Raw genomic sequence first — 19,275 nt, 5'->3', positions numbered from 1 at the left:
ACCGCTGACAACGCGGCGGCGTGCGGCTGCCCGGCCCATCCGGCCGGTCGCCGCAGTCGCTATGTTGGTTGATGCATATCGGTGTGCGGGCGTCATGCGCCAATACCGCGGAGATTGCCGGCGGCATCCTGTTAGCCGGGCTAAGTTCTGCCCCGACCGTGGCCGGGCGGGCGCAGCCATACAGACTGCGCCGTTGCGGCCGCTACTGCCTTCAGGCGCCCACTGGGCGCCTGAATCGCATTGGGCAGCGGCAGTGGGGGCGAGGATGACAATGGCGCAGATGGCGGGCGGCACGAGCGGTAGGCGGACCATGCACCTGATGCGCGGCTGGCTGACGCTTCCCTTGGCCTTGTTGATCGGCATGGCCGTCAGCATGGCGGTGCTCTCGGCGCTGGTGATCGAGATCCAGTCCGGGGCAATGGCCTGGATCGTCGGCCAGAGCCACTGGTCCAATGCCCAGCAGGAGTCGGTGTACTGGCTGGAGCGCTACCTGGGCAGCGGCGATCCGGCCGACCTGCAGGCCGCCTGCCGCGCACTGGAAGTGCCGCTCGGCGACCGCGCGGCACGCGAGGCGGTCGAGCAGCCGGTGATCGACTGGGCTGCGGTCCATGCCGGGCTGGCCGCTGGCCGCAATGCCCGCGAGGACATGCCGCAAATGGTGCGGCTGTATCGCTACGGCCATGTCTTTCCGTATCTGGGCGACGCCATCGCGATGTGGAAACACACCGACGCCGACCTGCTGCAACTGAGCACCCTGGCCGACCGGGCCGCCTCCGTGCAGGCCGCCAGCCGGCCGGATCCGCGCGCGCTGCAGGCCCTGCGCGACGAACTGCACCTGCTCGACGGCCGCATGCGCGGCGATACCGCGCAGTTCCAGGCGCTGCTGGTCCGCTGCGCGCGGTTGCTGCACGATGTGATGGTGGTCTGCAGCCTGGCGACCCTGTTGCTGGTGCTGATCACCTGCGTGCTGGCGATGCGCCGCATCCGCAATTATCTGCTCTCGCACGAAGGCCGCTTCCGCACCGCGTTTCAGCAGGCGGCGCTGGGCATGGTCAAGTTCGACCTGCGCGGCCGCGTGCTCGATGCCAATGCCGCGATGGCCAACATCCTGCGCTACCGGCCGGAGGAACTGCAGGCCTGCACGCTGGCCGAGGTACTGCATCCGGACCATATCGCGCTGGACAGCCGCGGCCTGATCGACTGGCCGACACTGCTGCAGTCCGGCGAGCGGCGCTTGCTGCGCGCCGACGGCGGGGTGATGTGGGGGCGCTGGAGCGCGTCGCTGGTGGAGCCCGGCCCGGAGGAGCCGACCCTGGTGCTGGCGGTGATCGAAGACGTCTCGCATGCGCACGAGCTGGCCGACGAAGTCGCCTTCCATGCGCGCCACGATGCCTTGACCGGCCTGATCAACCGCCGCGAGATCGAACGCCGGCTGCTGCGCCTGATCGAGCCGCCGCAATCGCCGCAGCTCTGCCATGCGCTGTGCTTCGTCGACCTGGATCACTTCAAGCTGGTCAACGACACCTTCGGGCATGCGGTGGGCGACAAGTTCCTGTGCCACTTCGCCGACGTGATCACCATGCAGTTGCGCCCCGGCGACTGGCTGGGGCGGCTGGGCGGCGACGAGTTCGCGATCCTGCTGGCCAATACCGATCTGGCGCAGGCGCAGTCCTTGCTGGAGCGCATGCATGCGGTGCTGGGTCAGCCGTGGAGCCATCAGGGCGGACGGCCGCTGACGCCGAGCTGCAGCTTCGGCGTGGTTGAAATCCGCCAGGGCGCCAGCGACGTCAATGCCTTGATGACCGCCGCCGATCTGGCCTGCCATGCAGCCAAGGAGGAGGGCCGCAACCGCATTCGCTGCTTCGGCGAAAACGATCTGGCGCTGGCACGGCGGCGCCACGACGGCGGCTGGATCAGCGCAGTGCAGCAGGCGATCGCCGAGGACCGGCTGCTGCTGTATGCGCAGAAGATCCAGGTGTTGAGCGATCCGGAACGCCTGCAGTACGAGGTGCTGGTGCGCATGCGTGCGCGCGACGGGCGGGTGCTGAGCCCGGGCGAATTCCTGCCTGCGGTGGAGCGCTACGGCCTGGGGCGCATGGTCGACGTGCATGTGCTGGAAACGCTGTGCGCGCAGCTGGCGGCCAATCCGATGCATGTGGCCACGCTGGACCTGTGCCACGTCAATCTGTCCGCACAGTCGATCGCGCAGCCGGATTTTCTCGATTTCGTGTGGTCCTTGTTCGAGCGCTACCCGAGCCTAGTGCCCAAGCTGTGCATGGAGATCACCGAGACCGCCGTCATCGGCGATCTGGAGCATGCGCAGCGCTTCGTGCAGAGCGTGCGTGCGCGCGGCTGCCATGTGGCGCTGGACGATTTCGGCAACGGCCTGGCCTCGTTCGGCTATCTCAAGCAGTTCACCGTGGATGTCCTCAAGATCGATTGCGGCTTCGTGCGCAACTACGCGCACGACGCGGTGGACCGCGCGGCAGTGCACTCGATCGCGCAGGTGGGCCTGGCGCTGGGGATCGAAGTGGTGGCCGAGGGCGTGGAGTCGGAGGCGGACATTCCCGGCCTGCGCGAGGCCGGTGTCGGCCAGGTGCAGGGTTTCAGCCTGCATCGTCCATGTCCGCTGGACGAGCTGCTGCATGCCGGGCAGCCGCTGCTGGCGCTGTCCTGATCGCAGATTGGTGCACGCGCGCCGCTCCAAATCGCCGATAATCGGCCGATGACGACCCGACTCAACAAATACATCGCCGAAACCGGCTTCTGCTCCCGCCGCGAGGCCGATCGCCTGATCGGCGAACGCCGGGTCACCGTCAATGGCGTGGCTGCCGGCACCGGTGCGGTGGTGGGCGAGGACGACACCGTGCTGGTGGACGGCCAGCCGCTGCGCACGCGCGCCGCCAGCAAGCCCGGTGGCCGCAAGCATGTCTACATCGCGCTCAACAAGCCGGTGGGCATCACCTGCACCACCGAGAGTTCGGTCAAGGGCAACATCGTCGAATTCGTCGGCCACGAGCAGCGCATCTTCCCGGTCGGCCGGCTCGACAAGGAGTCAGAAGGTCTGATCTTGATGACCAGCAACGGCAACATCGTCAACGAGATCCTGCGCGCGGAAAATCGCCACCAGAAGGAATATCTGGTGGCGGTCAACAAGCCGGTCACCGACGAATTCCTGCGCGGCATGGCGCGTGGCGTGCGCATCCACAACGAGACCACGTTGCCGTGCCGCACCGCGCGCATCGCCAAGTTCGGCTTCCGCATCGTGCTGGAGCAGGGATTGAACCGGCAGATCCGCCTGATGTCTGCCGAATTCGGTTACCGCGTGACCCAGCTGCGCCGGGTGCGCATCGACAACATCAAATTGGCCGCGCTCAAGCCCGGGCAGTGGCGCAATCTCAGCGACGCAGAATTGCGCGGACTGCTGCCGCAACGCACCGACTGGTGAGCATTTCTCGCGCGTTGGACTGAACCGCAACAGCGCGGTGCATCGGCTGCGCAGGCGCAACCCGATGGCCGCGCATGACCGGCTCGGTCATACTTCCGCCGCCGACAGCCAGCTGGGGAGCGGGCAGAGTGATCAAACCGACATTGCCGGACAACGAAGCCGAGCGGCTTGCAGCGCTGCGTCAGTACGAAGTGCTGGACTCGCCGCCCGAGCGTGCCTTCGACGACCTCACCATGATTGCGTCCACGCTGTGCGAGACGCAGATGGCGGCCGTGGTGCTGGTGGACGAACAGCGGCAATGGTTCAAGTCCGCACATGGCGCGCCGCGCAGCGAAGCATCGCGCGACATCTCGTTCTGCGCGCATGCGATCCTGCGCCCGGATGAAGTGATGATGGTCGACGATACCTTGCTTGACCCGCGCTTCCACGACAATCCGATGGTGACCGGCAGCTCTGCGGTGCGCTTCTATGCTGGCGCGCCGTTGGTGACCAGCGAGGGCATGGCGCTGGGCTCGCTCTGCGTCTTCGACCAGACCCCGGCGCATCTGCGCGAAGAGCAGCGCGCCGCCTTGCAGGCATTGTCGCGGCAGGCCGCGCATCTGCTGGAACTGCGTCTGGCCGGCAAGCGCCTGCGCCAGCAACTGCACGAGCGCGAATGGTACGAGCAGCAGCTGGCCGGCTATTACGCGCAAATGGATGCGCTGAATGCCGATCTGGTCGAGCAGACCCGCACCGATCCGCTGACCGGCTTGCCCAATCGACGCGCGTTTGCGGTGGCCTTGGCCGCGGCCATGGAACAGACGCGTGCGGCAGGCCAGCCGTTGTCGGTGGCGTTGCTGGATGTGGACCACTTCAAGACCGTCAACGACGTGCATGGGCACGACCAGGGCGATGTGGTGCTGCGCGAACTGTCGGCGTTGCTGCGCGCGCATGTGGCCGGTGCCGGCACCATTGCGCGTTATGGTGGCGAGGAGTTCGTGCTGCTGCTGCCCAATGTGGATCTGCTGCAGGCGCGCGTGCAGTGCGAATACCTGCGCCAGAGCGTGGCGGTGATGACGATCGCGCTGCCGGTGACGGTGAGTATCGGCGTGGCCACGCTGCATCCGCAGGAGAGCGTGGAGGCGGTGATCAAGCGCGCCGACCAGGCCCTGTATGCGGCCAAGCGTGGCGGGCGCGATCAGGTGGTGGCGTTGGGGTAGGGTGGCGTGCGCACGCGGGTGCGTCATCGACAAGGCCGGTCGCGGCCTGGGCCGCTGCGACGGTGGCGTTTGTTGGTTGCGCCGTGCGGTCAGTCGATGATGTTCTTCGCCTCGGCAGTGCCGAGCAGCTCCGGGTGCACGATCTTGCGCCGGCGTTCCAGCACCGGATGCAGGAACACCGCGCCGAGAATGATCGCCACGCCGAGATAGAACTGCACGGTCAGCTCGCGTTGCTCGCCGAGCAGGGCGATCGCCAGCACGATGGCGTAGACCGGTTCCAGGTTGGTCACCAGCTGCACCGAGTAGGCGCTGAGATGGCGCAGCGCCACCAGCGCCAGCGCAAACGGCAGCAGGGTGCAGGCCAGCGACAGCGCCAGCAGCAGGACGCCGTCGTGCAGGCTGGGGATGATCATCAGGTCGCCATGCAGCGACGGCAGCAACAACGGCATGGCCGGCGCCAGCACGGTCAGGGTCAACGTGCCGGCGCCGAGCTCCAGTGCGGTGACGGTGAGCGGGTCGGCATGCGCGACCATGCGCTTGTTGAGCGAGCCGAACAGGCCGACGAACACCGCCGAAATCGCGCCGACCACCACGCCGGCACGCATGCCATCCGGCACCCCGCCGACCACCAGCGCCACGCCGGGCAACACCGCCAGGCCGAACAGCAATTCGCGCGGGCGGAAGGGGCGTTGCGTCACCCATGGCTCGATCACGGCGGTGAACACCGGCGCCAGTGCAATGCAGGTCGCCGCCACCGAGGCATTGGCCAGCTTGATCGCGCCGTAGAAGGTCAACCAGTGCAGGGCCACCAAGGCGCCGATGCCGCAGTAGCCCAGCACCACGCGGCCGGACAGCCCGCGCAAGCCGCGCCACACCCGCGGCAACAGCGCCAGCGCCACCACCACGATCAACATGCGCCACCACACCAACGGCAACGCGGGTAGCGTGATCAGCTTGCCCAGGATCGCGGTGATGCCCCAGAGCAGGACGCAGAAATGGATTTGCAGTTGCGCCTTGCGCAGGTCGGTCGTGGGCATGCGCCATTGTCGCCGAAGACACGACGCAACGCCCCTGTTAGCGCGCCCCCAACGCCTGCAGCAACGCCATCGCCGCCGCCGGATTGCGCTCCTTGGCAGCACTGATGAAAAACACGAACACCTCGCGCGGCGTGGCTGCGGCGTGCGTCGATGCGTCGAGATGCGGCAGGTCCGCCACATCGTCGCCGCGCCGCCAGGCCTGGATGCGCTCGGCCCAGCGCGCCAGTGCCGGCGCCGGGTAGCCGGCATGCAGGCGCGCCTGGCTGCGCATCAGGCGTGCATAGACAAAGTCGGTGGACAGATCGGCAAAGGACGGATGCTCGTCCGAATCGGTGAACACCGTGGCCACCCCATGCCGGCGCACCAATGCCAGCAGCGCGGCATCCACCGCGTCGTGGTCGCGGATTTCCAGCACATGGCGCAGTGCGCGCTTGCCGGCACGTTTGGGCAGCAACGACAGGAAGGCGTCCAGGTCGTCGGCCTGCAGCCGATGCCCCTGCTCGAACTGCCACACCAGCGGCCCCAGCGTATCGCCGAGCTCGACAATGCCGCCGATGAAGTCGTCCACCTGCGCCTGGGTGCCGGCCAGTTTGCGCGACTGGGTGATGCGGCGCGGTGCCTTGGCCGAGAAGACGAACCCGGGCGGCACCTGGTCGCGCCACTTCGCGTAGGTGGCCGGTTTCTGCGTCCCGTAATACGTGCCGTTGATCTCGATGGCGGTGACGTGGCGGCTTGCGTATTCCAGCTCGCGGCGCTGCACCAGCCCTTGCGGATAGAACATTCCCGCCCGCCATGGCGCATACACCCAGCCGCCGATACCGACGTGGATGCCATCGAGCGCGGGCGGGGTGGCGGCGAACAGATCGGTCATGACAGATTCCACGTTGGCGTGAGCGCGCGCCTGGCATGTTCGCAGACGCGCAGATGTGGCAAGCCGCCCAGATGATAGCTTCGCAGCGACGCCGCGGCTGCCAAAACGCTTGCGCACTGCCAGGCAGGCGCGGCCGTTGGCGCGGGGCGGCATGCAGGCGTTGTGCACTCGATGCAGGCACAGTCCGGCCAGCCGGTTGGGCGATCGGCGGCTTACGCGGACGCGGCCATGCCGCTACCATCGCAGATCGCCACTTTCGGACCGCAGCGATGACCTGGACCACGCCCGATCTGTGTGACCGCTTTCCCGAGGTGAGCATCGCCGAACCGCTGTTCCGCTCCTATGGCGGACGTGCGGCATTCTCCGGGCCGATCGTCACCGTGCGCTGTTTCGAGGACAACTCGCGGGTGCGCGAGCTGGCCTCCACGCCTGGCGACGGCCGCGTGCTGGTGGTGGACGGTCAGGGTTCGTTGAAGCACGCGTTGCTGGGCGACCAGATCGCGATGCAGGCGGTCGCCAACGGCTGGGCCGGCGTGTTGATCCACGGCTGCGTGCGCGATGTGGAGATCCTGGCCACGCTGCCGCTGGGCGTGCTGGCGCTGGGCGCCTGCCCGCGCCGCACCGAGCGCCGCGATCTGGGTGATGTGGATGTGCCGGTGAATTTTGCCGGCGTGGCCTTCGTGCCCGGCCATTGGCTGTATGCCGATGGCAACGGCGTGTTGGTGGCACCGCTGCCGCTGTCGCTGGACAGTGCCGGCGGATCGACCTGAGCGAACGAGAGGACGTGCGACAGTGACCGTGAACCGATGGCTGAGTGGAGGCGTGCTGATGCTGGCAAGCTTGGTAACGACGACGCAGGCGGCCGAGCTTCCCGCCGGCATGCAGCAGTTCGACGCGCAGATGGAACGCGTGCGCAAGCAGTTCGATGTGCCCGGCATTGCGGTTGCCATCGTCAAGGATGGGCAGGTGGTGCTGGAGCGCGGCTACGGCGTACGCGAGATCGGCAAGCCTGCGCCGGTGCAGCCCGACACGCTGTTTGCGATCGCCTCCAACACCAAGGCCTTCACTGCCGCATCGCTGTCGATCCTGGCCGACGAGGGCAAGCTCTCGCTCGACGACAAGGTCATCGACCACCTGCCGTGGTTCCGCATGTCCGACCCGTACGTCAGCGGCGAGATGCGTGTGCGCGATCTGCTCGCGCACCGCAGCGGCTTGAGCCTGGGCGCGGGCGATCTGTTGTTCTGGCCGACCACCAGCTACAGCACCGACGAAGTGGTGCAGCGCCTGTCCAAGGTGCCGCTGAAGGGCGGTTTCCGCGATCGCTACGCCTACGACAACATCCTGTACGCGGTGGCGCAGAAGGTGATCGAGCAGGTCTCCGGGCAGACCTATGCGGCGTTTCTGCAGCAACGCATCTTCGCCCCGGTGGGCATGCGCGGTACGCGCTTCAATGCCGACCATCTGCAGCCGGGCGACAACGCGGCCGTGGGCCATGCCAAGTACGACTTCACCGAATTGCGCACGGTCGCGCCGCTGACCTGGTCCAACAACTCCGGTGCCGGCGGCATCTATTCCAGCGCGCATGACATGGCGTTGTGGATGAAGGTGCAACTGGCCGGCGGCATCCTGCCCGATGGCACGCCGCTGTTCAGTGCCAAACGGCAGCAGGAGATGTGGTCGATGATCACGCCGATTGCGATTGCCGACCCGGCCGTGCCGGAGCTGGCGGCAGCACGCCCCAATTTTGCCGGCTACGGTGAGGGCTGGAGCCTGAGCGACTACCGCGGCCATCGGCTGGTGTGGCACACCGGCGGCTGGCCGGGCATGGTGTCGCGGCTGACGCTGGTGCCCGAGCAACAGTTGGGCGTGGTGGTGCTGACCAATCAGGAAATCGGTGCGGCCTTCAATGCGGTGACCCTGCAGGTGCTGGATGCGTTCCTGCAGGTGCCGGCCACCGATTGGACCGCCGCCTATGCCAAGGCGGTGGCCAAGGCCGACGGCGATGCGGACACCAGCTGGAAGAAGCATCAGGACGCACGCGTGGCGCGCTCCACGCCGTCGTTGCCGTTGCGCAGCTATGCGGCGACCTATCGCGACCCGTGGTACGGCGATGTGGTGATCCGTCAGGACGGCAAGCGCCTGCGTCTGCAGTTTTCCAAGACCGCGCAGCTCGTTGGCACGCTGGAGCATTGGCAGCACGACAGCTTCATCGTGCGCTGGGACGATCGCAGCCTGAATGCCGATGCCTTCGTCAATTTCGCGCTGACCCCGGATGGCGCGGTGCGCGAGATGCGGATGGAGGCAATCTCGCCGCTGACCGATTTCAGCTTCGATTTTCAGGACCTGGTGTTGACGCCGGTGGCAGCGGAGCAAGCCGGGCACAAGTGACACAGCATTCGTCCTGCAAGCGGGGCACGGTCACTGCACGGAGCGTGTAGTGGCCGGCGACCAGTGCAGTATCGGTGTGTCGTCCACGCTATCCCCAACCGGTTGCAGGGCTTTCGGATGCCATCTGCGCCGCAATGCGCGCTGCAGGAGGATTGATCACGGCGCGTGCCGGCAACCGGGCTCGGCGCGCATGCGTCACGCGGTCGGGCCTGCCGGTGCAGGATGGCGTGCCGACGCCCGCCGGTGCCTTGGCGCCAGCTGCACGATAGCTATCGCCGGCCGGCATGGCTCGTTATGATCCGCGCACTTCTCAGGGATGTTGCCCAACGCATGACCACTCCGCAGATGTCGGTGTATTTCTTCTTGCAGGCTGCGGTGATCCTGCTGATCTGTCGTCTGGTGGGATTGCTGGCCAAGCGGGTGGGGCAGCCGCAGGTAGTCGGCGAGATGATTGCCGGCGTGGCGTTGGGGCCGTCGCTGTTCGGCATGGTGCTGCCGGATGTGCAGGCGGCGCTGTTTCCCAAGCAGACGCTGGACGTGCTGTATGTGCTGGCCCAGTTCGGCGTGGGCCTGTACATGTTCCTGGTCGGCACCGACTTCCGCAGCGATCATTTCCGCGCACGCTATCGCAGCGCGATGAGCGTGTCGCTGGCCGGGATCGCGGTGCCGTTCGCATTGGCCTTTGCGATGTGTCCGTGGCTGATCAACGTCGAGGGCTTGTTCTCGGAAAAAGCCAAGTTGATGGAGGCCTCGCTGTTCCTTGGCGCGGCTATTGCGATTACCGCTTTCCCGATGCTGGCGCGCATCATCCACGAGCGCGGGCTGACCAATAGCCCGTTGGGCACGCTGGCACTCACTGCAGGTGCGTTCGACGATGCGGCGGCGTGGTGCATTCTCGCCGTGGTGCTGGCCAGCTTCGGCGGCAGCTGGGGCAGCGCCTATCTGGCCATCGGCGGCGGCGTTGCGTATGCGGCGTTCATGATCTTTGTCGGCCGGCATCTGCTGCGCCGTCTCGAGCGTTACGTGGTGCAGGACCAACCGCTGAGCAATGGCGTGTTGGCAGTCATCCTGATGCTGTTCTGCCTCAGCGCCTGGGCGATGGATGCGATCGGCATCCATGCAGTCTTCGGTGGCTTCCTGCTCGGCGTTTGCCTGCCCAGGGGCGCGTTGACCGAAAAATTGCGCGAGATGATGCAGCCGTTCGTGGTGGTGTTCCTGCTGCCGATGTTCTTCACCTATTCCGGCTTGAAGACACAGCTGAGCGTGTTGCTGCAGCCGCAGATCATGCTGGCCGGCGTGGCGATTCTGGCCGCATCGTTCATCGGCAAGGGACTGGCCTGCTGGGCCGCCGCACGCATCACCGGCGAGAACAACCGCGATGCGATGGCGATCGGCTCGCTGATGAATGCACGCGGTTTGATGGAGCTGATCATCATCAACATCGGGTTGCAGGCCGGCGTGATCGAACAAGGCCTGTTCTCGGTGCTGGTGCTGATGGCAATCCTTTCCACGCTGATGGCCACGCCGCTGTTCAACTGGATCATGCGTCGCCATGCCAATGTGACCGCTGCGGTGCCTAGCCTGCAGCAGCGCTGATCCTCGCAGCTGCCTGGCATGCCTGGCGTGCCAGGCAACCGCGAGCGCGGCGGCGCAACCGCGCGAACGCCTCAGCGCGACAACGGCAGTTGCACGCTGGCCAGCAACCCGCCGCCGACGCGATTGCCCAGGATCAAGCGGCCATCGTGCGCCTGGCAGATGGCCGAGGCGATCGCCAGGCCCAGGCCGCTGCCACCGGAATGGCGCGCGCGTGAGCTGTCCGCGCGCCAGAAGCGGTCCAGCAGGTGCGGCAGCTGCGCAGGCTCCACGCCGGGGCCGCGGTCGCCGAGCGTGACCAGCACATGCGCACCATCGCGGCGCAGCTCGATATCCAGCACCTTGCCTGCGGCGGCGTAGCGCAGTGCGTTGTCGATCAGGATGGAAAACACCTGGCCCAGGCGATGGCGGTCGGCGCAGACGCGTAGCCCGGAAGGTGCCGGCGCGGTGACCGTCGTCTGCAACGCGCGGATTGTCGGGCCTGCCCATTCCACCCGCTCGGCAATCAGCTCATGCAGATCGAAACTGTCCGGCTCCAGCACCAGCTGGCCGGCACGCGCCAGCGACACCAGATGCAGGTCGCCGATCAGCCGATTGATCTGTTCCAGCTGGCGATGGACCAGGCGCAATTGCTCGGGATCGCGCGGGAAGACCTCGTCCAGCATGCCCTGTACGCGGCCCATCGCTGCGTTGAGCGGGGTACGCAGTTCGTGTGCCAGCATTGCGCTGGACTCGCGCAGTTCGCGTTCGTACTGCTGCAGTTTGCCGCTCATGGCGTTGAAGTCGTCGGCCAGCGCCGTAAGCTCGTCCGGTGCGCCTGTCACCACCTGCGCGCGTGCGCCGAAGTCGCCATCGCTGACCCGATGCGCGGCCCTGGCCACCTGGGAAAATTGCCGCGACAACGGACGCGATGCAAGCAGCCCGCAGACCAGGATCACCGGGATGGAGAGGGCGACCATGGCCCACAGCATCCACCAGTCAGGGTTGGCCAGCCCGGGCAGAAAATTTTCCACATCGTAGTACTGCTGCAGCAGTTGCCACAGACGTGCCTCGTTGGCGACCGGCTGTTCGCGCAGTTGTTCGATTTCGGTGCGGGCCGCCGCCGGCAGCTTGCCCAGGATCAGGCTGTCGCGCAGGTTGAAGTAGCACCACATGCCGAAGGCGATCACCACCACGGTCACCACTGCCAGTGCGCTCATCCGCACGCCCACCCACATCCACAGCGGCGCTTGCCGGCGCCAGGCGTTGAAGCGCCGCAGGGCATTCATTGGAAGCGGTATCCCACTGCGCGCACGGTGACCAGCACGCCGGTGATGCCGTGCACTTCCAGCTTGCGGCGCAGGTTGTGGATGTGCGAATCCACCACCCGTTCCAGTGCATCGCTGTCGGGCAGGCAGGCGTCGAGCAGTTCGCTGCGGGTGAATGCCTTGAAGGGGGTCTTGAGCAATAACGCGAGCAGATTGAATTCGGTCGGCGTCAGGTCGAGTGCGACGCTGTCGCCGGTTTCGCGTTGCACGGTGGCCACGACCGCAGCCAGGTCCACACTCAGGCGGCCATGCCGCAGCGGCTCGCCCGGCGCACGCACCGCCACGCTTCGGCGCAGGACTGCATGGACGCGCGCCACCACTTCCTTGGGGCTGTACGGCTTGACCACGTAGTCGTCGGCGCCATAGCGCAGTGCGCCCAGCTTCTCCGGCTCGTCGCCGATGGCGGTGACCATGATGACCGGCGTATCGCTGGCGCGGCGGATCGCCGACAGCACTTCGATACCGCTGAGCCTGGGCAGCATCACGTCCAGCAGCACCAGGTCCGGCGCCCACTGACGATGCAGGTGAATCGCCCGCTCGCCGTCTCCTGCGATGGCAACGTCGAAGCCGTCGCGGCGTAGATAGGCGTCCAGGATGCTGGCGCTGTCTGCATCGTCTTCCACCAGCAGAACCTTTTTGCCTGTCATGGCGTGTTGCCCTGTCGTCTCGATCAAATCTGGATAATTCCCGAAAACAACCTGGACGCTGCAGGTCGAGGATGTCGGTCGAGATTGGCTCGTGTGCTCCGACATCATGATTCCACAAATGACCGCGCCTCGTTGTTTCCGCGCCCTGCGTAATGCGGCAATCGCCATGTTGCTGGGCGGCTGTTCATTGACGCCGACTTACCAGCGACCGGCGGTGACCGTGCCGGGCACCTTCGGCAGCCAGCAGGCAGTGGCTGCTGTGGGACCGAGCGAGCCGGTGGGGATCGAGCTGAATCTGCAGGAACGCGCGTTTGTGCAGGCGTTCGCACCGGATCGCGATCTGCGGCCGTTGCTGCAACGCGCGCTTGCGCACAACAGCGACTTCCGTCGCGCCGCCTTGCAGGTGGAGCAGGCACGGGCGCAGTACCGCATCGAGCGCGCCGCGCGCGTGCCAAGCATCGGCGTGGGTGCACAACAGGTGCGGCAGCGCTTCGACGATCCGGCCCTGAACGCGCGCTACGGGCAGGATCTGGTCGTTGCCAACGCCGGCATCGGCAATCTCGAGCTGGACTTCTTCGGCAAGCTGCAGGCCATGTCCGAGGCGGCGCGGCAGCACTATCTGGCCAGCACCCATGGGCGCGATGCGGCCCGGGGCGCGCTGGTTGCCGAGGTGCTGCGCGCCTACACCACCGAACGCGCAAGCAGCCAGGCGCTGCAGCAGCTGCAAGCAGCCGATGCCGACAGTGCTGCGCTGCTGGCCATCGCACAGCGGCAGTACCGGATCGGGCTGATCGCGCGCGACCAGCGCGATGGCCAGCAGCGTCAGGCCGATCAGGCCCATGCCGCGGCCTTGCAGGGCGCCGACGACCACGCTGCGGCATTGCGCGCGCTGCAACTGCTGGTTGGCTACGACAGCTTGCCGGTGCCGGGCGACCTGCAGCGCCTGATTGCCGCAGATACACCCAGCACGGCTTGGCGTGCGCTGGATTCCTCGTTGTTGCTGCAACGCCCGGACATCCAGCAGGCGGAGCTGGAACTGCGTGCGGCAAACGCCGACATCGGCGCAGCACGCGCCGCGTTCTTTCCATCGATCACTCTGAGCAGCAGCGTGGGCACCGCCAGCGATGGCTTGAACAGGCTGTTTTCCGCCGGCCACGGCATGTGGAGCTTCAGCCCGCAATTGAACCTGCCGTTGTTCGACGGCGGCCGCAACCGCGCCAATCTTGCCCTGGCGCAGCTGCGCCAGCGCGCCGATGTCGCGGCCTACGAACAGGCGATCCAGTCCGCCTTCCGCGAGGTCGCCGATGCGCTCGACGCGCACGCCACCCTGGCCGACTCCGAACCGCGTGCACGTGCGCAGGCCGAGCGCGAGCAATCGCGCATGACACGGCTCAGCAGGCGCGTGGACGCAGGCCTGGAAGATCGCACCACGCTGCTGACCGAGCGCCTGCGCGCCACGCAGGTGCAACTGGACTACCTGACCACCGCACGCCAACGCCTGTTGAGCCGGATTGCCCTGTTTCAGGCGTTCTATGGCGTTTGCCTGCCATCCCTTTCTTGATCGCTGACGGAGATTTTCATGGCCATCCTGTTTTCCATGCAGTTGCCTCGTGACACCACACTGCGCGCCTGGCCGTTCGTTGCCAGCCTGCTGCTGCCATGCCTTGCGCACGCGCAGACCGATCTGACCGGCAGCTCGCGGCTGTTGGGCGACCACACCGATCTCACCGTGGGCGCGGCAGCGGTTGCGGCACCGCGGTATGCCGGTGCCGAGCGCGCGCGCGTGCAGGCCAACCCGGTGCTGGTGGTTCAGCGCGGCATGCTGTTCTTCGACACCGCGCGTGGCGCGGGTCTGCAGTTCCAGAGCGATTCCGGCTTCTATCTGTCGCAGTCGCTGTATTACGACCTGGGCCGCCTGCAACGCGACAGCGACTGGCGTCCGGGTTCGCGCGTGCTGGCCGGCATGGGCGATGTACCGGGGTCGGTCACCGCCCGCACATTGGTGATGCAGCCGATCACGCCGTACATGAACGTCAACGCGGAAGCCGAATTCGCGCTCAAGCAGGACGCACGGCGCAACCGCTATCGCGCCGGCGTGGAGTTCACCCTGCTGCATGGCGCCAGCGACACGGTGACGCTGGATCTGGATGTGCATGCCGGCGATCGTCGCTTCAACCAGGCCTATTTCGGGGTCACCGACGCGCAGGCGGTGCGGACGCGCTGGCAAGCCTTCCATGCCGGTTCCGGCGTGTACGCCGCTGCGGTGGGCAGCAGCTGGACGCATGCGCTGGGCGATCACTGGGCCACCACCGTGAGCGTGACCGGCACCCGCTATGCGGACAACGCCACGGACAGCCCGCTGGTTGCACGTCGCAGTTTTGTCGGCGGCACGGTTGCAGTGACCTACAGCCGCTGAGCGGCACATGGCAGGGGATAGCGTGATGATGGATGTTCTTCGCACCATGGTGTGTTGCGGTCTGTTACTGGTGCTGGCCGGCTGCAGCCGGCCGGATGCGCCGGCGGCCGAGACCCCGCGGGCGGTCAAGCTGGAGCGCTTCGGGTCCGGCCGCGATGGGTGGCTGCAGGTGCCGGCAATGGCGCGTCAGCAACAACGGGCCGAGTTGGCGTTCGAGAGCGGCGGACGCATCGCCGCCGTGCTGGTGGATGTGGGCGACCACGTACAGAAAGGGCAGGTGCTGGCCCGCCTGGATGCCGAGCCGCTGCAATTGCGCCAGCAGCAGGCCGCCGCCAACCTGCGCGCGGCGATGGCGCAGTCCGGCGAGCGGCAGCTGCAACTGCACCAGCAGCACGCGATGTTCGACGATGGTGCCAGCTCTGTTGCGACGCTGACCGCCGCCCGCGCGGCGGCGGATGCCGCAGTCGCGCAACTGCAGGTGGCAAAGGCCGACCTGGCGCTGGCGCGGCGTGCATCGCGTCTTGGCGAGCTGCGCGCACCCTTCGATGGCGCCGTGGTCGCACGCCTGCAGCAACCGCAGGCCGATGTGGGGGCGGGGCAGGGAGTGTTGCAGCTGGAAGGGCAGGCGCATCTGCAATTGCTCGCCAATCTGCCGCCTGTTGCTGTCGCCGGGCTGACGCCTGGGCAGACCGTGCAGGCCACGCTGGCCGACGAGCCTGCGGTGCCGCTGACATTGCGCCTGCGTAGCCTGTCCAGCCGGCTGGACGACGGTGCCACTGCGCTGGCGATTCTTGAGGTGGTGCGCGCGCCCCACGCGATGCGCAGTGGCGACAGCGTGCTGCTGCGGTTGCCCGCGCAGGCTGCTAGCACGCCCAGTGTGCCGCTGTCTGCGGTACTGCCCAGGCTCAATCGCCAACGGGCCAGCGTGTTCGTGTATCAGCCGGCACAGCGGATCGTGCGCGAGCGCGCAGTCGAGCTCGGGACGATCGTCGGCGGCCGCATCCAGGTCCGGCGCGGGCTGCAGGCCGGCGATCAGGTGGTCAGCGCAGGCGTGGGCTTCTTGATCGATGGCCAGCCGGTGGCGCCGTTGCAGATGCAGACGCAGCTGAGCGGAGGGCAGGCGCCATGATGCTGACCCGGATGGCGATGAGGTCGAGCCGGCTGACCTTGTTCGCGGCAGTGATGATCCTGCTCGGCGGCATCGTGGCGTTCGTCGGTTTTCCCTCGCAGGAAGAACCCTCGGTCACCGTGCGCGACACCATTGTGTCGGTGGCGTTTTCGGGCATGCCCAGCGAGCAGGTGGAAACCCTGTTGGCGCGCCCCCTCGAGGAGCGCCTGCGCGAACTGGCCGGCATCAAGCGCATCGTGAGCACGGTGCGGCCAGGCAGCGCGATCGTGCAGCTGACCGCCTACGACGATGTGCAGGATCTGCCGGCGTTGTGGCAGCGCGTGCGCGCCAAGGCCGCCGAGGCGGGTGCGCAACTGCCTGCGGGCACACAGGGACCGTTGGTCGACGATGACTTCGGACGGGTGTCGGTGGCCTCGATCGCAGTCACCGCACCGGGCTATTCGATGAGCGAGATGCGTGGGCCGCTGCGGCGCCTGCGCGAGCAGCTGTATACCCTGCCGGGCGTGGAGCAGGTGGCGTTGTACGGGCTGCAGGACGAGCGCGTGTATGTGGCCTTCGATCGCGCGCGGCTGCTGGCGACCGGACTGAGCCCTGCCAGCGTGATGGCGCAGTTGCGCTCGCAGAATGTGGTGGCCTCCGGCGGGCAGGCGACGGTGTCCGGGCTGGCGATAACGGTTGCGACTTCCGGGGAGATACGCTCGCCTGCGCAGTTGCGGAATCTGTTGCTGACCTTGCCGACACCCAATGCCAATGGCGTGCGCGAAGTGGCGTTGGGCGAGCTGGCGCAGGTGCAGGTAATGCCTGCCGATCCGCCGGAAAGCGCTGCGGTCTACCAGGGCCAGCCGGCGGTGGTGGTGTCGGTCTCGATGAAGCCCGGCAGCAATATCGCCGACTTCGGCAAAACACTGCGCGCCAAGCTGGACCAGACCGCGCAACAATTACCCGCAGGTTTTGCGCAGCACGTGGTCACCTTCCAGGCCGACGTGGTCGAGCGCGAGATGGGCAAGATGCACCACGTCATGGGCGAGACCATCGTCATCGTCATGGCGGTGGTGATGCTGTTCCTGGGCTGGCGCACCGGCCTGATCGTCGGCGCGATCGTGCCGTTGACCATCTTCGCCTCGCTGATCGTCATGCGCGTGCTGAGCGTGGAACTGCAGACGGTGTCGATCGCGGCGATCATCCTGGCGCTCGGCCTGCTGGTGGACAACGGCATTGTCATTGCCGAAGACATCGAACGCCGCCTGGTTGCCGGAGAACAGCGCCGCCAGGCCTGCATCGACGCCGGCCGCTCCCTGGCCACCCCGTTGCTGACCTCATCGTTGGTGATCGTGCTGGCGTTCTCGCCGTTCTTCTTCGGCCAGACCAGCACCAACGAATATCTGCGCTCGCTGGCTACCGTGCTCGGGGTGACCTTGCTGGGCTCGTGGCTGCTCAGCATCACGGTGACGCCGCTGTTGTGCATGTATTTCGCCAAGGCACATGTCGCACAGGGCAGCGAACAGGAACCGTCGCGCTTTTATCGTGGCTACCGCCGCCTCATCGAGCGCGTGCTGATGCACAAGGCGCTGTTTATCGCCGGCATGGTGGCGATGCTGGCGGTGGCGGTCGCGGTGCTGGTATCGATTCCCTACGATTTTCTGCCCAAGTCCGATCGTTTGCAGTTCCAGATGCCGGTGACCTTGCAGGCAGGCAGCGATACGCGTGAAACCCTGCGCACGGTGCGCGCGCTGAGCCGCTGGTTGGCTGATCGGCGCGCCAACCCGGAGGTGGTGGACAGCATCGGCTATGTCGCCGATGGCGGCCCGCGCATCGTGCTGGGCCTCAATCCTCCGCTGCCGGCGGCCAACATGGCGTACTTCACCGTGAGCGTGCGCCCGGGCACCGATCTCGATGCGGTGATAGCGCGGGCACGTGCGCATGTCCGCAGCCACTTCCCCACCGTGCGCGCCGAGCCGAAGCGGTTTTCGCTGGGCGCGACCGAAGCCGGGATGGCGGTGTATCGCGTGGTCGGCCCCGACGAGACAGTACTGCGCAGCGCCGCCGCTGCGATTGCAAAGGCGCTGCGCGCGTTGCCGGGCACCGTGGATGTGCAGGACGACTGGCAGGCACGCATTCCGCGCTACGTGGTGCAGGTGGACCAGCTCAGGGCGCGGCGTGCCGGGGTGAGCAGCGAGGACATTGCGCTGGCGCTACAGGCGCGCTACAGCGGCGTGGATGCCTCGTTGTTGCGCGACGATGGCAGCTCGGTGGCCGTGGTGTGGCGTGGCAGTGCGCAGGAACGCGCCGCCGACGGCACACCTGGCGACACCCTGGTGTACCCGCAAGCCGGCGGTGCGCCGGTGCCGCTGGCGGCGGTCGCCACGGTGCTGCACGACAGCGAGCCGTCGGCGATCCAGCGGCGCAACCTGAGCCGTGCGATCACCGTGACCGCACGCAACCCGCAGTTGACCGCGACCGAGATCGTCGAGCGCCTGTCGGTGCCGATGGCCGCGCTCAAGCTGCCACCCGGTTATCGGCTGGAGATCGGTGGCGAGCTGGAGGATTCTGCCGAGGCCAACCACGCTCTGCTCCAATACATGCCGCACGCACTGGGCGCGATCCTGCTGCTGTTCGTGTGGCAGTTCAACTCGTTCCGCAAGTTGCTGATTGTGATGTCGGCAGTCCCGTTCGTGCTGATCGGTGCGGCACTGGCCCTGGTGATCACCGGCTATCCGTTCGGTTTCATGGCGACCTTCGGCTTGCTGGCGCTGGCCGGCATCATCGTCAACAACGCGGTGCTGCTGCTGGAACGCATCGATGCCGAACTTGCCGATGGCCTGCCACGCCGCGAGGCGGTGATCGCCGCAGCGGTCAGGCGCCTGCGCCCGATCGTGATGACCAAGCTCACCTGCATCGTCGGCTTGATTCCGCTGATGCTGTTTGCCGGGCCGCTGTGGACCGGAATGGCCATCACCATGATCGGCGGCCTGGCGCTGGGCACGCTGGTGACGCTGGGCTTGATCCCGATCCTGTATGACCTGTCGTTCGGCCTGCGACTGCCGGCGCGTGCAGCGGGTGTGGCGTAAATCCGGGCGCGCGAGGGCGGTGGGGAATGATGCTCGCGTGACGGTGGGCGGCATCGTCGATGCGTGATCGCGCGACATGCCGCACACCGCACACCGCATGGCGCATCGCTGACGGAGCGGTGCCATGCAGGCGCGGGCCGCTGCCGCCATACTGGCGACTGAGAGACACGAC

14 protein-coding genes are annotated in these 19,275 nt (G+C 67.0%); 10 read left to right on the top strand and 4 right to left on the bottom strand.

The window, feature by feature from the left end:
* The first annotated feature begins 271 nt into the window (after window positions 1-271).
* The 3 genes from ABQY64_RS13885 to ABQY64_RS13875 all read left to right on the top strand — a co-directional run bounded on the left by ABQY64_RS13885 (window position 272) and on the right by ABQY64_RS13875 (window position 4,647).
* Window positions 272-2,677, top strand: a complete 2,406-nt coding sequence (locus ABQY64_RS13885; protein WP_180969199.1) for a bifunctional diguanylate cyclase/phosphodiesterase — start codon at window positions 272-274, stop codon at window positions 2,675-2,677.
* A gap of 48 nt (window positions 2,678-2,725) precedes the next feature.
* The gene (locus ABQY64_RS13880) at window positions 2,726-3,448 is read left to right on the top strand and encodes a pseudouridine synthase (RefSeq protein WP_016903964.1); all 723 of its coding nucleotides are present in this window, start codon (window positions 2,726-2,728) and stop codon (window positions 3,446-3,448) included.
* Window positions 3,449-3,522: 74 nt separating this feature from the next.
* The gene (locus ABQY64_RS13875) at window positions 3,523-4,647 is read left to right on the top strand and encodes a sensor domain-containing diguanylate cyclase (RefSeq protein WP_208406724.1); all 1,125 of its coding nucleotides are present in this window, start codon (window positions 3,523-3,525) and stop codon (window positions 4,645-4,647) included.
* Window positions 4,648-4,736: 89 nt separating this feature from the next.
* Here ABQY64_RS13875 and ABQY64_RS13870 read toward each other — a convergent pair whose 3' ends face one another.
* Both ABQY64_RS13870 and ABQY64_RS13865 read right to left on the bottom strand, forming a co-directional pair.
* Window positions 4,737-5,684, bottom strand: coding sequence for a DMT family transporter (locus tag ABQY64_RS13870; RefSeq protein ID WP_349780063.1), 948 nt, complete (start codon window positions 5,682-5,684; stop codon window positions 4,737-4,739).
* Between the two features lie 37 nt (window positions 5,685-5,721).
* Window positions 5,722-6,555: a DUF72 domain-containing protein gene (locus ABQY64_RS13865; protein ID WP_349780064.1), complete on the bottom strand. Its 834-nt coding sequence runs from the start codon at window positions 6,553-6,555 to the stop codon at window positions 5,722-5,724.
* A gap of 269 nt (window positions 6,556-6,824) precedes the next feature.
* On the opposite strand from ABQY64_RS13865, the gene rraA reads away from it, so the two are divergent.
* The 3 genes from rraA to ABQY64_RS13850 all read left to right on the top strand — a co-directional run bounded on the left by rraA (window position 6,825) and on the right by ABQY64_RS13850 (window position 10,539).
* Window positions 6,825-7,325 carry a ribonuclease E activity regulator RraA gene (gene rraA, locus ABQY64_RS13860; RefSeq protein WP_024939752.1) on the top strand — a complete coding sequence of 167 codons (501 nt, stop codon included), beginning with the start codon at window positions 6,825-6,827 and terminating at the stop codon, window positions 7,323-7,325.
* A 22-nt stretch (window positions 7,326-7,347) separates the two neighbouring features.
* Window positions 7,348-8,943 (top strand): serine hydrolase, encoded by a 1,596-nt coding sequence (locus ABQY64_RS13855; RefSeq protein WP_349780065.1) that lies wholly within the window; start codon window positions 7,348-7,350, stop codon window positions 8,941-8,943.
* Between the two features lie 330 nt (window positions 8,944-9,273).
* Window positions 9,274-10,539, top strand: coding sequence for a cation:proton antiporter (locus ABQY64_RS13850; RefSeq protein ID WP_102253791.1), 1,266 nt, complete (start codon window positions 9,274-9,276; stop codon window positions 10,537-10,539).
* A 71-nt stretch (window positions 10,540-10,610) separates the two neighbouring features.
* Here the strand turns inward: ABQY64_RS13850 and ABQY64_RS13845 are convergent, their stop codons facing one another.
* Together ABQY64_RS13845 and ABQY64_RS13840 are read right to left on the bottom strand one after the other, a co-directional pair.
* Entirely contained in the window at window positions 10,611-11,804 is a 1,194-nt protein-coding gene (locus ABQY64_RS13845) for an ATP-binding protein (protein WP_349780066.1), read from the bottom strand.
* Window positions 11,801-12,490, bottom strand: coding sequence for a response regulator (locus ABQY64_RS13840; protein WP_127159158.1), 690 nt, complete (start codon window positions 12,488-12,490; stop codon window positions 11,801-11,803). The genes ABQY64_RS13845 and ABQY64_RS13840 overlap by 4 nt, the downstream gene beginning before the upstream one ends.
* A gap of 118 nt (window positions 12,491-12,608) precedes the next feature.
* Here ABQY64_RS13840 and ABQY64_RS13835 point away from each other — a divergent pair, with 118 nt between their 5' ends.
* Genes ABQY64_RS13835 through ABQY64_RS13820 form a run of 4 tightly spaced genes read left to right on the top strand, consistent with a single transcriptional unit; the run spans window position 12,609 to window position 19,103 of the window.
* Window positions 12,609-14,051 carry an efflux transporter outer membrane subunit gene (locus ABQY64_RS13835; RefSeq protein ID WP_349780067.1) on the top strand — a complete coding sequence of 481 codons (1,443 nt, stop codon included), beginning with the start codon at window positions 12,609-12,611 and terminating at the stop codon, window positions 14,049-14,051.
* 36 nt (window positions 14,052-14,087) lie between these two features.
* A complete protein-coding gene (locus tag ABQY64_RS13830) occupies window positions 14,088-14,906 on the top strand; it encodes a MipA/OmpV family protein (protein ID WP_349780126.1) in 819 nt (272 codons plus the stop codon).
* A gap of 28 nt (window positions 14,907-14,934) precedes the next feature.
* Window positions 14,935-16,035, top strand: coding sequence for an efflux RND transporter periplasmic adaptor subunit (locus tag ABQY64_RS13825; RefSeq protein ID WP_349780068.1), 1,101 nt, complete (start codon window positions 14,935-14,937; stop codon window positions 16,033-16,035).
* Entirely contained in the window at window positions 16,032-19,103 is a 3,072-nt protein-coding gene (locus tag ABQY64_RS13820) for an efflux RND transporter permease subunit (RefSeq protein WP_349780069.1), read from the top strand. The genes ABQY64_RS13825 and ABQY64_RS13820 overlap by 4 nt, the downstream gene beginning before the upstream one ends.
* Window positions 19,104-19,275 lie beyond the last annotated feature (172 nt).

The organism is Xanthomonas sp. WHRI 7065 (assembly GCF_040203115.2).
GTDB lineage: Bacteria > Pseudomonadota > Gammaproteobacteria > Xanthomonadales > Xanthomonadaceae > Xanthomonas > Xanthomonas arboricola.
The sequence above is the reverse complement of the archived record's forward strand: the minus strand, read 5'-3'. Positions and strand labels throughout refer to the sequence as shown.

Coding starts and splice junctions, on each gene's coding strand:
- ABQY64_RS13885 (WP_180969199.1), top strand. CDS start 272: ATGGCGCAGATGGCGGGCGGCACGAGCGGTAGGCGGACCATGCACCTG.
- ABQY64_RS13880 (WP_016903964.1), top strand. CDS start 2,726: ATGACGACCCGACTCAACAAATACATCGCCGAAACCGGCTTCTGCTCC.
- ABQY64_RS13875 (WP_208406724.1), top strand. CDS start 3,523: ATGACCGGCTCGGTCATACTTCCGCCGCCGACAGCCAGCTGGGGAGCG.
- ABQY64_RS13870 (WP_349780063.1), bottom strand. CDS start 5,684: ATGCCCACGACCGACCTGCGCAAGGCGCAACTGCAAATCCATTTCTGC.
- ABQY64_RS13865 (WP_349780064.1), bottom strand. CDS start 6,555: ATGACCGATCTGTTCGCCGCCACCCCGCCCGCGCTCGATGGCATCCAC.
- rraA (WP_024939752.1), top strand. CDS start 6,825: ATGACCTGGACCACGCCCGATCTGTGTGACCGCTTTCCCGAGGTGAGC.
- ABQY64_RS13850 (WP_102253791.1), top strand. CDS start 9,274: ATGACCACTCCGCAGATGTCGGTGTATTTCTTCTTGCAGGCTGCGGTG.
- ABQY64_RS13845 (WP_349780066.1), bottom strand. CDS start 11,804: ATGAATGCCCTGCGGCGCTTCAACGCCTGGCGCCGGCAAGCGCCGCTG.
- ABQY64_RS13840 (WP_127159158.1), bottom strand. CDS start 12,490: ATGACAGGCAAAAAGGTTCTGCTGGTGGAAGACGATGCAGACAGCGCC.
- ABQY64_RS13835 (WP_349780067.1), top strand. CDS start 12,609: ATGACCGCGCCTCGTTGTTTCCGCGCCCTGCGTAATGCGGCAATCGCC.
- ABQY64_RS13830 (WP_349780126.1), top strand. CDS start 14,088: ATGCAGTTGCCTCGTGACACCACACTGCGCGCCTGGCCGTTCGTTGCC.
- ABQY64_RS13825 (WP_349780068.1), top strand. CDS start 14,935: ATGGATGTTCTTCGCACCATGGTGTGTTGCGGTCTGTTACTGGTGCTG.
- ABQY64_RS13820 (WP_349780069.1), top strand. CDS start 16,032: ATGATGCTGACCCGGATGGCGATGAGGTCGAGCCGGCTGACCTTGTTC.